Genomic DNA, 13,770 nt, shown 5'->3' on the forward strand with positions numbered 1-13,770 from the left:
TGGCTTTTTTTGCCCAGGAATGCGTGGCAAACCGCTCACGCAGCCGGGCGCTTCGTCTGACGAAGATCAAGGCCCATGCAAATCCATGCGAATGACATGGTCTTCCCCTATGGGTTGTCACGCAAAGGTCTGCGACCGTCGGCAGGCTATGCCCCGCCCCCGACAACACCAATGGACAGAAGAGAAGACCCTGTATGCCTTTCATGCCCTGGACCGCGGAACTGGAACTTGGCCTGCCCGAAATCGACGACCAGCACCGTCAACTGGTCGCGCTGACCAACGCCCTGCACGATGAACTGAGCGCGGCGAGCCCGCGCCGCAGCGCCGTGGGCGAAATTTTGGAAGGCTTGGTGGACTACACGCGCAACCACTTCATCGTGGAGGAGGTGCTGTTCCAGCAGCACGACTACGCCGAGACTCCTGTCCATAAGGCCGAGCATGACGGCTTCACGCGCAAGGCCATGGATCTGCTGACGCGCTTCGACGGCGGGCAGGAGGTCATGCTGGAGGCGCTGGAATTCCTCAAGCAATGGCTGGTGCACCACATCTGCAAGGTGCACCGCGCCTACCTGCCGTTCATGCGCGAGGCGCTGCAGGCGCAACGCACCGTCGCCCTGGCCTGAAAGGGCATGAAAAAAGCCACTGCGCGGAGTGGCTTGGCAAAGCGGTAAGCGGTCGCGCCCCGCCGGGCGTCAGGCCAGGGTGACGCGCGCGAACTTGCGCTTGCCGACCTGCACCACGTAGCTGCCCGCTTCCAGCTTCAGGCCCTTGTCGCTGACCACGCCGCCGTCCACGCGCACGCCGCCGCCGTCGATGAGGCGGTTGGCCTCGCTGGTCGAGGGCGCAAGGTTGGCCTGCTTGAGCAGCGCGCCGATGCCCAGGGGCGCGCCCGCCAGGCGGACTTCGGGAATGTCGTCGGGAATGCCGCCCTTGCTGCGGTTGATGAAATCCTGCTCGGCCGCGTCGGCCAGTGCGGCGCTGTGAAAGCGCGCGGTGATCTCCTTGGCCAGCATCACCTTGGCATCCTTGGGATTGCGGCCTGCCGCCACCTCGGCCTTGAGCGCGGCGATTTCGTCCAGGCTCCTGAACGACAGCAGCGTGTACCAGTCCCACATCAGGGTGTCCGAGATGGAGAGCACCTTGGCGAACATGGAGTTGGCGTCCTCCGTGATGCCGATGTAGTTGTTCTTGGACTTGGACATCTTGTCCACGCCATCCAGCCCCACCAGCAGCGGCATGGTGAGCACACACTGCGGCTCCTGCCCCCATTCTTGCTGCAGATGGCGTCCCATGAGCAGGTTGAACTTCTGGTCGGTGCCGCCCAGCTCCAGGTCGCTCCTGAGCGCTACCGAGTCATAGCCCTGCAGTAGCGGGTAGAGGAACTCGTGCAGGCTGATGGAGCTGCCGTCGGTGAAGCGCTGGTGGAAATCGTTGCGCTCCATCATGCGTGCCACGGTGTACTTGGCCGACAGCTGAATCATGCCGCGCGCGCCCAACTGGTCGCACCACTCGCTGTTGTAGCGGATCTCGGTACGCGCTGGGTCCAGCACCTTGGCCGCCTGGGTGTAGTAGGTTTCGGCGTTGACCTTGATCTGCTCGGCCGTCAGGGGCGGGCGCGTGCTGTTGCGGCCCGACGGGTCGCCGATCAGCGTGGTGAAGTCGCCGATCAGGAAGATGACCTGGTGGCCCAGGTCCTGCAATTGGCGCATCTTGTTGAGCACCACCGTATGGCCCAGGTGGATGTCCGGCGCCGTGGGGTCCAGCCCGAGCTTGATGCGCAGCGGCTGGCCCGTGGCCTCCGAACGCGCCAGTTTCTGGGTCCATTCTTCTTGGGGCAGAAGCTCGTCGACCCCGCGCAGGGAGACTTCAAGCGCCCGTCCTACACCATCGGTCACCGAGAATGTTGTAACAGCAGATTGATTCATAAGGGTTTTTTGGGGTGCCGCCAGGGCCCCAACGACTATACTTCCGGGCACTTTCCAGCCGTGGATTCTAGTGGGCCGCCCGTACGCCCGGCGTTCGCTCCCTTCCACAGCACTACGACATTGACAGTGCCTCCCGCCCTTTAAGACCCCTGGCCCGGGGCCTGGAAGCACACAGACGCCTGGGGTAAGACTCTTGAACAACGGCTTGACGACCGCCTGCCTGGTATTGCTCAACCAACTGAAGCAGTCCGTTCAGAAACATCCAAAACGCATCACCGCCGCCGTGGCCACCCTGCTGCTCACCGGCGGCGGCGGTGCCTTCGCAGTGGCTTCGTTCGCGCCCGACCCGGCCGACCTGCCCGTGCGCACCGTCACCCAGGCTGTGCAGTCGCTGGCGGCAGACGAACCGCTGTCGTCGCTGGTGGACATCCCGCAGTACGCGCTGTACCGCTCCGACGTCACCCGCAGCGCCGATACCGCCGAGAGCATCCTGCAGCGCCTGGGCGTGGCAGACCCCGCCGCTTCGGCCTTCCTGCGCAGTGACGCCAACGTGCGGCAGAACCTACTGGGACGCACTGGCCGCTCGATGTCCGCCGAGACGACCGACGACCACCGCCTCACCCGCCTGACGGCGCGCTGGGCCCCCGACGACAGCGGGAGCTTCAAGCGCCTGGTGGTCGAGCGCCAGCAGGACGGCAGCTTCGCCTCGCGCATCGAGACGGCGCCGCTGACGGTGGGCAGCCGCCTGGCGGGCGGCATCATCCGCAGCTCGCTGTTTGCGGCAACGGATGCCGCCAACATTCCCGACGCCGTCGCCGTGCAGCTGGCAGAGGTGTTCTCCGGTGACATCGATTTCCGGCGCGCCCTGCGCAAGGAAGACCGCTTCTCGGTGGTGTATGAAACCCTGGAGGCAGATGGCGAGCCCCTGCGCAGCGGCCGCGTGCTGAGCGCCGAGTTCCACAATGGCGACAAGACCCACAGCGCCGTCTGGTTCCAGGAGCCGGGAGCCACCAAGGGCTCGTACTACACACTGGACGGCGAGAGCATGCGCCGTGCCTACCTGTCGTCGCCGGTCGAGTTCTCCCGCGTCTCCAGCGGCTTTGCGATGCGGTTCCACCCCATCCACAAGACCTGGCGCGCGCACCTGGGTACCGATTTCGCGGCACCGACCGGTACTTCTGTACGCACGGTAGGCGACGGCGTGGTGGATTTCGCCGGCGTGCAGAACGGCTACGGCAACGTGGTGTACATCAAGCACCGCAACCAGCACGTCACCGTCTACGCGCACCTGAGCCGCATCGACGTGCGCAAGGGCGAAAGCGTGGAGCAGGGCCAGAAGATTGGCGCCGTGGGCTCCACCGGCTGGGCCACGGGCCCGCACCTGCACTTCGAATTCCGCGTCGCGGGCGAGCACAAGGACCCGATGGTTATTGCGCGCCAGAGCGAGGCAGCCCAGCCGGTCTCGGCCGCCGCACGTCCGGCATTCGACCGCCTGGCCGGCAACATGCGCGTGCAGCTGTCCTCCGCCGCACAGATCCTGCAAGCCAGCGCCGAGTAACGCCCTTCGCCCATGGATACGCCGCCACGGTGGTTCATCGGGCTGATGTCGGGCACGTCGCTGGACGGCGTGGATGGTGTGCTCGCGCATTTTTCAGGCCAAAAATGCACTGTAGCCCAGCATGCATCAGCGCCATTAGCTCCTAATTTAAGAGCAGAACTCCTCGCTCTCAACAGCACCGGCCACGACGAACTGCACCGCGCGGCGCTCGCCGCGAATGCGCTGGCGCGTACCTATGCGAAGGTAGTCCACCGTCTGCTGGACCAAGCGGGCCTCACGGCGGCCGCGGTGCAGGCCCTGGGCGCGCATGGGCAGACGGTGCGCCACCGGCCGCAGGCGTTCGATGGCACGGGCTACACGCTGCAACTCAACCAGCCCGCCTTGCTCGCTGAAATCACCGGCATCACCGTCGTGGCCGACTTCCGCAGCCGGGACGTGGCGGCGGGCGGCCAGGGCGCGCCGCTGGTGCCCGCCTTCCACCGCGGCGTGTTCGGCCAAGCCGGACGCACCGTGGCGGTGCTGAACCTGGGGGGCATTTCCAACCTGAGCATCCTGCGGGCCGACGGGACCACCGTGGGGTTTGACTGCGGCCCGGCCAACGCCCTTATGGATCACTGGTGCGAGCGGCACACGGGGCAGCCCTACGACCACGAAGGCGCCTGGGCACGCAGCGGCCATGTCCTGCCCGCCCTACTGGAGGCGATGCTGGACGAGCCATTCCTCGCCCTTGCGCCCCCCAAGAGCACAGGGCGTGACCTGTTCCATCCGCAATGGCTGGCCACACGCCTTGCGGCCAGCGCCGTGGGCGCCGCGCCCCAGGATGTCCAGGCCACCCTTGCTGAGTACACGGCCCTTACGTGCGTCCAGGAGTTGTCACGGCACGCACGGGACTGCGGGCTGTTGATCGTCTGCGGCGGCGGGGCACTGAACCGCTATCTGATGGAGCGCCTGCAGCAATTGGCACCGACGGTTCGTGTCGAAAGCTCGGATCACCACGGGCTGCCCCCCCTGCAGGTCGAAGCGGCTGCCTTCGCGTGGCTGGCGCATCAATGCGTCAGCGGCCAGACAGCCAGCTTGCCCGCGGTCACGGGCGCCCGCGGGGAGCGCATCCTCGGCGCCATCTACGCCGCCTGAGCAATCTGCCACGCAGCCATAAAAAAGCCGCCCGTAGGCGGCGGATTCTCATGGGCTGTGCGTCAGTGGTCTTCCACGGAGAAGCTGGAGCCGCAGCCGCATGTCGAAGTGGCATTCGGGTTCTTGATGACGAACTGCGCACCCTGCAGGTCTTCCTTGTAGTCGATCTCTGCACCCACCAAGTATTGGTAGCTCATGGCATCGATGAGCAGTGACACACCGTTCTTGGTCATGGTGGTGTCGTCTTCGTTCGTGATTTCATCAAATGTGAAACCATACTGGAAGCCCGAGCATCCCCCGCCCTGCACGAAGACCCGCAGCTTGAGGTCAGGATTGCCTTCTTCGGCAATCAACTCGGCCACCTTGGCGGCGGCGCTGTCGGTGAAAAGGATGGGGGCGGGCATCTCGGTCGTGGTGTTCTCGGCAACGGCGCTCATGAAGGGCTCCTTGGGTCAGTCTTTGTTTCGATGGTAAGGCATAGCCCCCCAGCGCTCCGTTCACTGTGCGTTTGACGCCAGTTTCAGTGTGGGCTTTTCTTCCAGCAGCAGCGGCGCGGCCGGGCAGAGCTGCCCGGCAATCACCGCGCCCTGGTGCATTTCAAGGGCCTTGTAATGCACGTTACCTGTGATCCGCGCCTTGGGCTGAACCTCCAGCAGCTCCGTGGCATGTACGGGCCCCTCCACCGTTCCGTTGACGATGACATGGGCGGCATGCACCGCACCTTCCACCTTTGCTGATTCGGACACCACCACAATGCTGGGTTCAGCCGAAGACCGCAGGTCGCCGATCACTTCGCCATCCACCCGCAATCCGTCAGCGAACAGCACATCGCCCTGCACGCGCGTTCCTTGCGCAATCAGGCTCTTGATCGGGGGTGGCTTCTTGCGCGAAAACATGTGGTATTCCCTCGGGGTGTAGTAGTCATTGCCATGCGGGTCCGCAGCCGGGCCCTATGGCTCTAGTGAAAAAGTCTGGGCCGCGCGCAACGAGGTTCCATCCATCAGGCGCGCGGTCACGGTTTTTACCATGGCGCCCGGCGGCAGGGCCGCCACGCCCTGAACCCGCCGGTACTGCCGGAACTGAAGCGGCTGGATGACCGCTGGAGACGTGGAGGACCACTCCGCCCCGTTCAGCGTGCCCGCCAGCAGCAGTTCCAGCCGGCCCTTGAATTCCGGCGCATTGCGCATGGGCTGCATGGCCAGCACCTGCCAGCGCAACTGCCCACCTCCTTCCAAGGTCTCGGCATGCAGCCCGCGGATGGTCAGGTTGCCAGGCTTGCCGGTGGGGGTCAGCTTCTCGAAGAAGCCCAGGTCCTCCCGCAGGCTACGGTTGTCGGCTTCGAGTTGCCGCAGTTGCTCCAGCAGGCGATCCATGGCCGCCTGCTCGGCTATGCGCAGGCTGCCCGCGGCTTCCTGCTTTTCGTGCTGGAGACGGTTGTGCTCGCGCAACTGCGACACCTCTGCACGAAGGCGCTGCAATTCCTCCCGGCTGCCCGCGTCCAGCCCGGCGATCCGTTTGCCCAGGTCGAAGGCCCACAGCGTCATGGCCGCGCACAGGCCCAGGACGATGGCCACGGCCGCCCAGCGCAGCGGCCACGGAAGCGCGCTGCGCACGGTGACGCGCGGAGCGGAGATCGTGAGGCGGCGGCGCAGCAGTCGGTAACGCATGGGCAGTGCACGTTTCTTTCAGTGGGATGGTCGCCGCCCGCGGCAACGCCCAAAAACAAAAAACCGCCCCGAAGGGCGGTTTCTGCACTCTGCAGCACGCCAGGGGCGCTGCAGCATAACGCAAGGCAGTGGCCGAGGCTTAGCGCTTCGAGAACTGCTTGGCGCGGCGTGCGGAGTGCAGACCGACCTTCTTACGTTCGACTTCACGAGCATCACGCGTCACGAAGCCGGCTTGGCTCAGTGCGGGCTTCAGCGTCGCGTCGTAGTCGATCAGAGCGCGGGTGATGCCGTGGCGGGCAGCGCCAGCCTGGCCGGATTCACCACCGCCGTGCACGTTGATCTGGATGTCGAAGGTTTCGACATGGTTGGTCAACGCCAGGGGTTGCTTGGCAATCATGATCGAGGTTTCGCGGCCGAAGTACTGCTGAATGTCTTTGCCATTCACAGTGATCTTGCCGGAACCCTTCTTCAGAAACACGCGGGCGACGCTGGACTTGCGACGGCCGGTGCCATTGTTCCATTCACCAATCATTCAAGGCTCCTTAGATTTCCAGCGCTTTAGGCTGCTGAGCGGTGTGCGGATGTTCCGCGCCGCCGTACACCTTGAGCTTCTTGATCATGGCGTAGCCGAGCGGGCCCTTGGGCAGCATGCCCTTGACGGCCTTTTCCAGCGCGCGGCCGGGGTGCTTGGCTTGCAGATCGCGGAAGTTCGTGGCCGTGATACCGCCGGGATAACCCGAGTGGCGGTAGTACACCTTGTCCAGGGACTTGGTGCCGGTGACCTTGAGCTTGGAGGCGTTGATGATGACGATGTAGTCGCCGGTATCAACGTGAGGCGTGTAAATGGCTTTGTGTTTGCCGCGCAGACGGAGGGCAACTTCGCTGGCTACCCGGCCGAGCACCTTGTCGGTGGCGTCAATCACAAACCACTCGTGCACGACCTCAGCGGGCTTTGCGCTGAATGTGGACATGAGTTTCTCTTTTCTAGAGGTGGTTTGGCGGTCCTTTTCCACGGTCGGTGCTTTTCTGATGAAAGCCTCTTAGGTGGGATGTGCGCTTCGCCGCGGGACCTAAAAATCGCTGCGAAGCCGGCCATTATACAAAATCGACCGCTGCGCAGTGCCCTACTGCGAGTAAAGCTGTCGCCTGTGCTCCTCGGCTTCCTGCCGGCGGCGGTTTTCCACGCAAACGGGATGGTTGGCCAGCCCCGGCTTCTGGCATTGCTCGTGAATGCACAACGGGCGAGCAAAGAAACTGGATGCCTCGCAGGCCTCGTCAGGCCCGGGCACCCTTGCGGGCACCGCAGGGCGTGACGGCGCAGGGGGAGGTGGCGCCGGCTCGGGAGCCGGAGTCACAGGGGCGGGCGCTGGGGCAGGCGCGGTCGCCTCGGCAGCCTTGCGCGCAAGCCGGGGTTTGGAGACGGCCGCCGGCCGGGCCTCAGCCACCGACGCAGCCTCTGGCTGCATTGCCATTGCCGCCGACGCGGGGTCCGCCGCCTCATGCGACACCATCACCACCTCTGCCGGCTCCGGTGCTGGCGCTGGTGACGCAAGTTCCGTGATGATCTCGTTTTCGGGGGTATACCGCGGCGCGCTCTCCCGGCCTCCCCACCACGGACTGCTGGCGATGACCAGCAGCGCCAGGGAGGCAGCCATACCCCACACCAGCCGTGCCCGTCCGCCATGACCTGCTCTGGCAACACGGGGGGCTGATGCATGGCGTGCAGCCTTCTGGGGGCGGGGTGTGCGCGCGTGCGTCTGTTGGCGTGTACCGGTCGGCGCGTCATGTTGCGGCATCTCGCGCGTATCTGCGAAGGCCTGCGTGTCGCCCGCATCGGCAATGGTTTCCGCAAACACGGTCGCAGGCTCCACGGTTGACACCATGAGGTCTGCCGGCGCGCTAGCCGACGCCGCCACAACGGTGGCGGCCTGCGGCCGGGAATCCTGCGGCTGCGACATCGCCGTGAGGTCGATCATCGGGACTGCCACGCCCTGCGCATCCTTGCTCGAGGGCTCCACCCAGATGGAGCCCAGTTCGGCACGGAAGTCGAACCCGTCCAGTCCCGCGGGCGCAGCCGTCATGCCCATCGTCTGCAGGAACGCGTCGATCGATTGCGGACGGTCTTGCGGCTGCAGCGCCAGGCATTGCGACACCGCATCGACGAACGGACGCGAGTATTCCACGCCGAACTGCTTGCGCACCGTGCGTGCTACGCGGGAGAACGACACCATGCGGTCACGTATGGCACGCAGAGTAGCGGGCAGCGGCGTGTCGTTGCACAGGCAGCCATGCACGACGGCGCCCAGCGAATACAGGTCGCTCCACGGCCCTTGGTGCAGGTGCGATGCCGCGTCCGTGTACTGCTCTATGGGCGCGTAGTTGACTTTGAGCACGGCCGTGTGCTTCTGGTCCCGGTCGCTGATCGCATGCCGCGCGGCGCCGAGGTCCAGCAGCACTGGTGGGCCATGGTCCTGCAGGAAGATGTTGTCCGGCGAGATGTCGCGGTGCAGCGTCTGTCCATCGTGCAGCACCCGCAACGCGCTAGTGACCGACCACAACACCTTGCGCAGCCATTCCTCGGGGGGCGGCGTGCGCATGTGCGCGCGCGCCTGCTTGAGGGTCAAGCCGCTGTACAGGGGCATGACCATGTAGGCCGTGTGATTGGCTTCCCAGAACCGGAAGACCTTCACCAGCGAGGGATGGTCGAACTGCGCCAGCAGGCGCGCCTCGTCCACGAACGAGGCCAGGCCCGCCTGGAAAGACTGCTCGTCCGACGAGGAACGCACCCAGAGCGAATGCCCGTCCGCGCGGCCCGCCAGGGCGGCAGGCATGTATTCCTTGATCGCGACGAAACGCAGCAGGGAATGGTCGAACGCCTGGTACACCATGCCGAAGCCGCCCACGCCCAGCAGCGCCACGATCTCGAACTCTCCCAACCGGGTGCCCGCCGGGAGGGCGTCGACGTGGTGCGCGACGCTGGCGGGCGTGAAGCGGGGGGGGAGCGAAGACATGGAGGGCGTTGCGGACAAGGGATGCGGATCAGCGAGGGCAGCGAAGTCTAACGAGGAAGCGGAGGAAGCACCGCGGCACGCCGCAGCGGACGCCATGATGCGCCAGGCAGCCAGGCCGACGCGCAACAAAGCGCATCCTGTCTGCCAAAAACATCACTTCCCGTACCAGGCGGACCCGCATTGTGCCCGCGATGGCGCTGGTTACCATTGGGTGCATGTTCAGTTACCGCCACGCCTTCCACGCAGGCAACCACGCCGATGTGCTCAAGCACACGGTGCTCATTGCCACCTTGCAACACCTTCTACAGAAAGACGCGGCCCTGACCGTTCTGGACACCCACGCCGGCGCGGGCCTGTACCGGCTGGACGGAGACTATGCCTCCACCAGCGCCGAATCCGCGGACGGCATCCTGCGCCTCGTGCCGCCAGCGGCTCTTCCCGCCCTGGCACCCGCGCTGCAGGACTACGTGGACATGGTGCGCGCCTTCAACCAGGGCGATGCCACGCGCGTCTACCCCGGCTCGCCCTTCATCACGCAGCGCCTCTTGCGCGCCCAGGACAAGCTCAAACTGTTCGAGCTGCACCCCACCGACGCCCGCTCCCTCGCAGGCAACATAGCCCAGCTTGAAGCAGGCAGGCAGGTGGCCGTGCTGCAGGAGGACGGTTTTGAGGGCGTCAAAAAGTTCATCCCCCCACCGGCCCGCCGCGCGCTTGTACTGTGCGATCCCAGCTATGAAATCAAGAGCGACTACCTGCGCGTGCAGGCGCTGTTGCAGGATGCGCTGAAGCGCTTTGCGACCGGCGTGTATGCCGTCTGGTACCCCATCATTCCGCGGGCGGAGGCGCACGATCTGCCGCGCCGGCTCAAGACGCTGGCCCAGAAGGCGGGCAAGCCCTGGCTGCATGCGACGCTGACCGTGAAATCCAGCAAACTGGCCTCCCCTGCGGCCGGCGAAGGCGCGCGCCGGCCCGGCCTGCCGGCCAGCGGCATGTTCGTGGTCAACCCTCCCTTCACGCTGCAGGGCGTGCTGCGCGAGGCGTTGCCGCAGATGGCGCAATTGCTGGCCCAGGACCGCAACGCGTCCCACACGCTGGAGGTGGGTTAAGCCCCGGGGCAGCGGCGCCCGCACGATCCCTGGGATGCCGTGGTTTAGCGCCGCCGGGCCCGGCTCTTGCGGGGAGTAGTGCGCGCAGCGCCCTGATTTGTGCGCGCTTGCGCGGCGCCCGCTGGAGCAGCGGCCGGCGAGGCTGCGGGCGTGGACGGGTCCAGCTCCGGCAGATCTTCGGGGCAGCTGTCGTCGTCCGGCCCCATGTGCCAGATCTCCACGGGCTTGATACCCAGGCCCACCATGCCCAGTTCCTGCGCCGCGGCCTGGCTCAGGTCGATGACCCGGCCTGGCGCGAACGGTCCGCGATCATTGACGCGCACCACCACCACCTTGCCGTTGACCAGGCTGCGCACGCACACCCGCGCCCCGAAAGGCAACGTGCGGTGCGCGGCGGTGAGTTCCCCACGGTCAAAACGCTCGCCGCTGGCCGTGCGCCGGCCATGCAGGCTGCCGCCGTACCAGGAGGCCAGCCCGCGCCCGAGCAGCACGCCGCTTTCTTCCTCGTCTTCGCGGCCGCGCTCGATGGCGGTATCGGCTTCACGCGGAGAAGACGGTGCCGAGCGCACCCTGCCCTCCTTGCGAGCCCGCGGCGGGGCCGATACGCCGGAGTCGGGTGGGCTGTCCGCCTGCGCGCCCGCCGGTCCCGGCAGCGCCTGCGTCGGGCCAGGTGCTACCACAGGGGGCGCATCGGCGGGTGGCGCCGCGCAACCCGCCAGCACGGCCGCCAACAGCACGCCGGCCAACCACCGTCCCATGCGGCCGGGATGCAAAGGGTCAGAAGTCGCCGCAGCGGGTGATGACGTTGGTCTCAAAACGGCGCAGATCATTGCGTTCACCCGGTGTCAGGTCGGTGCGCGCTCTCTTGGCGGCCAGGATGCGCTTGGACTCCGCGCATTGCAGCGCCTTGCGGCTTTCCTGCTCCTCCTGCGCCAGTTGGGCTTGTTCCTCGCGCTCGCGCTCTGTGCGGCGCTGGCTGCGTGCCTCGCGGCGCTCGCGGTAGTAGCGCGAGGCGGCATCGCTCTCCTCGTCGCTGCAGTCGCGCCGGTATTCGCGCTGCATGCCTGCGATGACGTCGTAGCTGGAGCCGTTGGCCGATGCCCCGCGGATGCTGTTTTGCAGCGTGCGGCAGCGCCCGCTCATGTAGCTCTCGTATTCCGGCACCTCGCGCATCGCACTGCTGCGCCGGGACGGAGCGGGCGCATAGCTGCGGGGCTCTGCACGCGGCTCCACCGGCCCCGCCGAGACGGCGCTGGTCACCATGCCTTTCGGGCACGGGCGCGCCAGGGTGTAGACGGCGCCCTGCTCGTCGCGGCAGGAATAGCGCGTCTGCGCCGACGCGGGCGATGCCATCGCAAGCGACAGCGTGGTGAACAGCAGGAAGGCAATGACGGGACTCATACCGCAAACGCGCAGGGGAAAGGAGAAAGAGGACGGGAAAAAGCTGCCGATATTACCCACCCCCGCCGCTTCAGAGCCCCAGGCGGTCGCAGATTTCCAACGTGGCCGCGCTCTGGTTCATGGTGTAGAAGTGCAGGCCCGGCACGCCCTCGCGGCGCAGTTGCTCGCACAGGTGCGTGACGACATCCAGGCCGAAGGCGCGAATACTCGCCACATCGTCACCATAGCCCTGCAGGCGCAGGCGGATCCAGCGCGGGATCTCGGCGCCGCAGGCGTCCGAAAAGCGCAGCAGCTGCGACGCGCCCATGATCGGCATGATGCCCGGCACCACGGGCACGTCCAGCCCCAGGCGGCGCACGTCCTGCACGAAGCGCAGGTAGGCGTCGGCATTGAAGAAGTACTGTGTGATGGCCGAGTCGGCGCCCGCGCGCACCTTGGTGGCAAAGGCCTGCAGGTCGGCATCAGACGAACGGGCCTGGGGATGGACCTCGGGGTAGGCCGCCACCTCGATGTGGAAGTCGCGCCCCGTCTCGGCGCGGATGAACGCCACCAGATCGCTCGCGTAATGGAACTCGCCCCCGATGCCGTAGCCACTGGGCAGGTCGCCGCGCAGCGCAACCAGGCGCTTCACGCCCATGGCTTTCAGCTCGGCGAGCTGCGCGCGCACGCTGTCCTTGGTGGCGCCGATGCACGAGAAGTGCGAGGCCGCGCTCACGCCCTCGGCGAGGATCTCGCGCACCGTGCCGAAGGTGCCCGCCTGCGTGGAGCCCCCCGCGCCGTAGGTGACGGAGCAGAACTCGGGCCGGCGCGCATACAGCTGCTGGCGCACGGCGCGCAGTTTGTCGGCGCCCTCGGGCGTCTTGGGCGGGAAGAATTCAAAGCTGACCGGAAAGGCCGTGGAAAGGCTCATGCCTTCCTCCTTGCATGGATGAAGAACTCGCGGTTGCCGTCGCCCCCCTCGATGGGGCTATCGATCCAGGCCACCACGTGCAGCCCCAGCTCCGTGCAGCAGTCACGGATGCGCTGCTCCACCTGCGGATACAGCTGCGCATCGCGCACGATGCCGCCCTTGCCCACTTGGCCGGGCTGCAACTCAAACTGCGGCTTGACCAGCATCAGCAGCTGGCCCTGCTCTTTCAACAGCGGCACCAGCGCAGGCAGCACCAGCGTGAGCGAGATGAAGGACAGGTCGCCGGTGACGAGATCGAACGCTGGCGTGATGTCCACGTCCTCGCACCCGGGACGGCGGCGGCGCTGCACGGGCAATGAGCCCTCGGCGCGTGCCTTGGCCTTGGCGGCGCGCTCGGCCTTGAAGCTCTCGATCTCATGCTCCTTGGCGTCGTCGCTGTCGTCGTACTCATCGTCCACCATGCCGCCGTTGCGCATCCAGGCGTAGGGGGCCTGGGGCTGGGTGTCGTTGTCTTCCGCGTCCTCGATGACTTCGGACAGCGCCACGTCGCAGGCGTCCTGCAGCGCCTCGGGCGTGAGGGCCCGGGCATTCACGCCTTCCACGCAGACCACCCGCGGGTCGGCGCGCAGCCGCTCGTGCAACTGGCCGTGGCCCACGTCCACGCCAATCACCTGGGCAGCGCCATGTGCCAGCAGGCAGTCGGTGAAACCGCCGGTGCTCTGCCCCACGTCCAGGCAGCGCAGGCCAGCCACTTGCAGGCCCGTGGCAGCCAGCGCACCTTCAAGCTTGAGGCCGCCGCGCGAGAGGTACTTGGCCTCCGCAGCGTCCAGCAGCTGCACCTCGACCCCCGCAGGAATGTCGTCGCCGTTCTTGGCCACCTTCTGCCACGGCAGCGTGGGCGCCAGGCGCCACTGCACGCCGGCGGCAATCAACCGCTGGGCCTGCGACCGGGTGGCCGCGTAGCCGCCTTCCACCAGAAATACGTCCGCGCGCATCGCGCTGTCCTCTCATATCGATAGCTGGCAGCGCTTGCAGTGAGCCACTTTCAGCAATTTTTC

Annotated in this window: 15 protein-coding genes; 4 read left to right on the forward strand and 11 right to left on the reverse strand. The window is 66.4% G+C overall.

Annotation, left to right across the window (positions count from 1 at the left end; genetic code table 11):
• The first annotated feature begins 203 nt into the window (after nt 1–203).
• A complete protein-coding gene (locus tag BV908_RS15940; RefSeq protein ID WP_246867527.1) occupies nt 204–623 on the forward strand; it encodes a bacteriohemerythrin in 420 nt (139 codons plus the stop codon).
• 69 nt (nt 624–692) lie between these two features.
• Here the strand turns inward: BV908_RS15940 and tyrS are convergent, their stop codons facing one another.
• Nucleotides 693–1,925, reverse strand: a complete 1,233-nt coding sequence (gene tyrS, locus BV908_RS15945; protein ID WP_103738615.1) for a tyrosine--tRNA ligase — start codon at nt 1,923–1,925, stop codon at nt 693–695.
• Between the two features lie 193 nt (nt 1,926–2,118).
• Between tyrS and BV908_RS15950 the strand changes: the two genes are divergently transcribed.
• Both BV908_RS15950 and BV908_RS15955 read left to right on the forward strand, forming a co-directional pair.
• Nucleotides 2,119–3,483 (forward strand): M23 family metallopeptidase, encoded by a 1,365-nt coding sequence (locus tag BV908_RS15950; protein WP_011804084.1) that lies wholly within the window; start codon nt 2,119–2,121, stop codon nt 3,481–3,483.
• A 12-nt stretch (nt 3,484–3,495) separates the two neighbouring features.
• A complete protein-coding gene (locus BV908_RS15955) occupies nt 3,496–4,617 on the forward strand; it encodes an anhydro-N-acetylmuramic acid kinase (RefSeq protein WP_103738616.1) in 1,122 nt (373 codons plus the stop codon).
• A 62-nt stretch (nt 4,618–4,679) separates the two neighbouring features.
• Here BV908_RS15955 and erpA read toward each other — a convergent pair whose 3' ends face one another.
• From erpA to BV908_RS15985, 6 genes are all read right to left on the reverse strand, one after another.
• Nucleotides 4,680–5,054: an iron-sulfur cluster insertion protein ErpA gene (gene erpA / locus BV908_RS15960; protein ID WP_103738617.1), complete on the reverse strand. Its 375-nt coding sequence runs from the start codon at nt 5,052–5,054 to the stop codon at nt 4,680–4,682.
• A gap of 60 nt (nt 5,055–5,114) precedes the next feature.
• Nucleotides 5,115–5,513: a polymer-forming cytoskeletal protein gene (locus tag BV908_RS15965; RefSeq protein ID WP_011804081.1), complete on the reverse strand. Its 399-nt coding sequence runs from the start codon at nt 5,511–5,513 to the stop codon at nt 5,115–5,117.
• A gap of 54 nt (nt 5,514–5,567) precedes the next feature.
• Nucleotides 5,568–6,284 carry a DUF6776 family protein gene (locus tag BV908_RS15970; protein ID WP_012655620.1) on the reverse strand — a complete coding sequence of 239 codons (717 nt, stop codon included), beginning with the start codon at nt 6,282–6,284 and terminating at the stop codon, nt 5,568–5,570.
• A 139-nt stretch (nt 6,285–6,423) separates the two neighbouring features.
• Nucleotides 6,424–6,816 (reverse strand): 30S ribosomal protein S9, encoded by a 393-nt coding sequence (rpsI, locus tag BV908_RS15975; RefSeq protein WP_011804080.1) that lies wholly within the window; start codon nt 6,814–6,816, stop codon nt 6,424–6,426.
• A 10-nt stretch (nt 6,817–6,826) separates the two neighbouring features.
• Nucleotides 6,827–7,255 (reverse strand): 50S ribosomal protein L13, encoded by a 429-nt coding sequence (rplM, locus tag BV908_RS15980; RefSeq protein ID WP_011804079.1) that lies wholly within the window; start codon nt 7,253–7,255, stop codon nt 6,827–6,829.
• A gap of 153 nt (nt 7,256–7,408) precedes the next feature.
• Nucleotides 7,409–9,295, reverse strand: coding sequence for a serine/threonine-protein kinase (locus BV908_RS15985; protein WP_103738618.1), 1,887 nt, complete (start codon nt 9,293–9,295; stop codon nt 7,409–7,411).
• Nucleotides 9,296–9,510: 215 nt separating this feature from the next.
• Here BV908_RS15985 and rlmJ point away from each other — a divergent pair, with 215 nt between their 5' ends.
• Nucleotides 9,511–10,401: a 23S rRNA (adenine(2030)-N(6))-methyltransferase RlmJ gene (gene rlmJ / locus BV908_RS15990; protein WP_011804077.1), complete on the forward strand. Its 891-nt coding sequence runs from the start codon at nt 9,511–9,513 to the stop codon at nt 10,399–10,401.
• Nucleotides 10,402–10,445: 44 nt separating this feature from the next.
• On the opposite strand, the gene BV908_RS15995 is transcribed toward rlmJ, so the two are convergent.
• The 4 genes from BV908_RS15995 to BV908_RS16010 form a co-directional block, all read right to left on the reverse strand.
• Nucleotides 10,446–11,159, reverse strand: a complete 714-nt coding sequence (locus tag BV908_RS15995; protein ID WP_103738619.1) for a septal ring lytic transglycosylase RlpA family protein — start codon at nt 11,157–11,159, stop codon at nt 10,446–10,448.
• Nucleotides 11,160–11,178: 19 nt separating this feature from the next.
• Complete coding sequence (locus tag BV908_RS16000) at nt 11,179–11,802, reverse strand: DUF4124 domain-containing protein (protein ID WP_220638496.1); 624 nt, start codon at nt 11,800–11,802, stop codon at nt 11,179–11,181.
• A 70-nt stretch (nt 11,803–11,872) separates the two neighbouring features.
• Nucleotides 11,873–12,712, reverse strand: coding sequence for a methylenetetrahydrofolate reductase [NAD(P)H] (gene metF / locus BV908_RS16005; RefSeq protein WP_103738621.1), 840 nt, complete (start codon nt 12,710–12,712; stop codon nt 11,873–11,875).
• Nucleotides 12,709–13,707, reverse strand: coding sequence for a TlyA family RNA methyltransferase (locus tag BV908_RS16010; RefSeq protein ID WP_103738622.1), 999 nt, complete (start codon nt 13,705–13,707; stop codon nt 12,709–12,711). The genes metF and BV908_RS16010 overlap by 4 nt, the downstream gene beginning before the upstream one ends.
• Nucleotides 13,708–13,770 lie beyond the last annotated feature (63 nt).

It is taken from the genome of Diaphorobacter sp. LR2014-1 (assembly GCF_002916785.1).
Classification (GTDB): Bacteria; Pseudomonadota; Gammaproteobacteria; order Burkholderiales; family Burkholderiaceae_C; genus Diaphorobacter; species Diaphorobacter nitroreducens.

Excerpts from the sequence above, each read along its gene's own strand:
- BV908_RS15970 (WP_012655620.1), bottom strand. The coding sequence starts at position 6,284 with ATGCGTTACCGACTGCTGCGCCGCCGCCTCACGATCTCCGCTCCGCGC.
- tyrS (WP_103738615.1), bottom strand. The coding sequence starts at position 1,925 with ATGAATCAATCTGCTGTTACAACATTCTCGGTGACCGATGGTGTAGGA.
- BV908_RS15985 (WP_103738618.1), bottom strand. The coding sequence starts at position 9,295 with ATGTCTTCGCTCCCCCCCCGCTTCACGCCCGCCAGCGTCGCGCACCAC.
- metF (WP_103738621.1), bottom strand. The coding sequence starts at position 12,712 with ATGAGCCTTTCCACGGCCTTTCCGGTCAGCTTTGAATTCTTCCCGCCC.
- rplM (WP_011804079.1), bottom strand. The coding sequence starts at position 7,255 with ATGTCCACATTCAGCGCAAAGCCCGCTGAGGTCGTGCACGAGTGGTTT.
- rpsI (WP_011804080.1), bottom strand. The coding sequence starts at position 6,816 with ATGATTGGTGAATGGAACAATGGCACCGGCCGTCGCAAGTCCAGCGTC.
- BV908_RS15995 (WP_103738619.1), bottom strand. The coding sequence starts at position 11,159 with ATGGGACGGTGGTTGGCCGGCGTGCTGTTGGCGGCCGTGCTGGCGGGT.
- BV908_RS16010 (WP_103738622.1), bottom strand. The coding sequence starts at position 13,707 with ATGCGCGCGGACGTATTTCTGGTGGAAGGCGGCTACGCGGCCACCCGG.
- erpA (WP_103738617.1), bottom strand. The coding sequence starts at position 5,054 with ATGAGCGCCGTTGCCGAGAACACCACGACCGAGATGCCCGCCCCCATC.
- rlmJ (WP_011804077.1), top strand. The coding sequence starts at position 9,511 with ATGTTCAGTTACCGCCACGCCTTCCACGCAGGCAACCACGCCGATGTG.
- BV908_RS15955 (WP_103738616.1), top strand. The coding sequence starts at position 3,496 with ATGGATACGCCGCCACGGTGGTTCATCGGGCTGATGTCGGGCACGTCG.
- BV908_RS15965 (WP_011804081.1), bottom strand. The coding sequence starts at position 5,513 with ATGTTTTCGCGCAAGAAGCCACCCCCGATCAAGAGCCTGATTGCGCAA.
- BV908_RS16000 (WP_220638496.1), bottom strand. The coding sequence starts at position 11,802 with ATGAGTCCCGTCATTGCCTTCCTGCTGTTCACCACGCTGTCGCTTGCG.
- BV908_RS15940 (WP_246867527.1), top strand. The coding sequence starts at position 204 with ATGCCCTGGACCGCGGAACTGGAACTTGGCCTGCCCGAAATCGACGAC.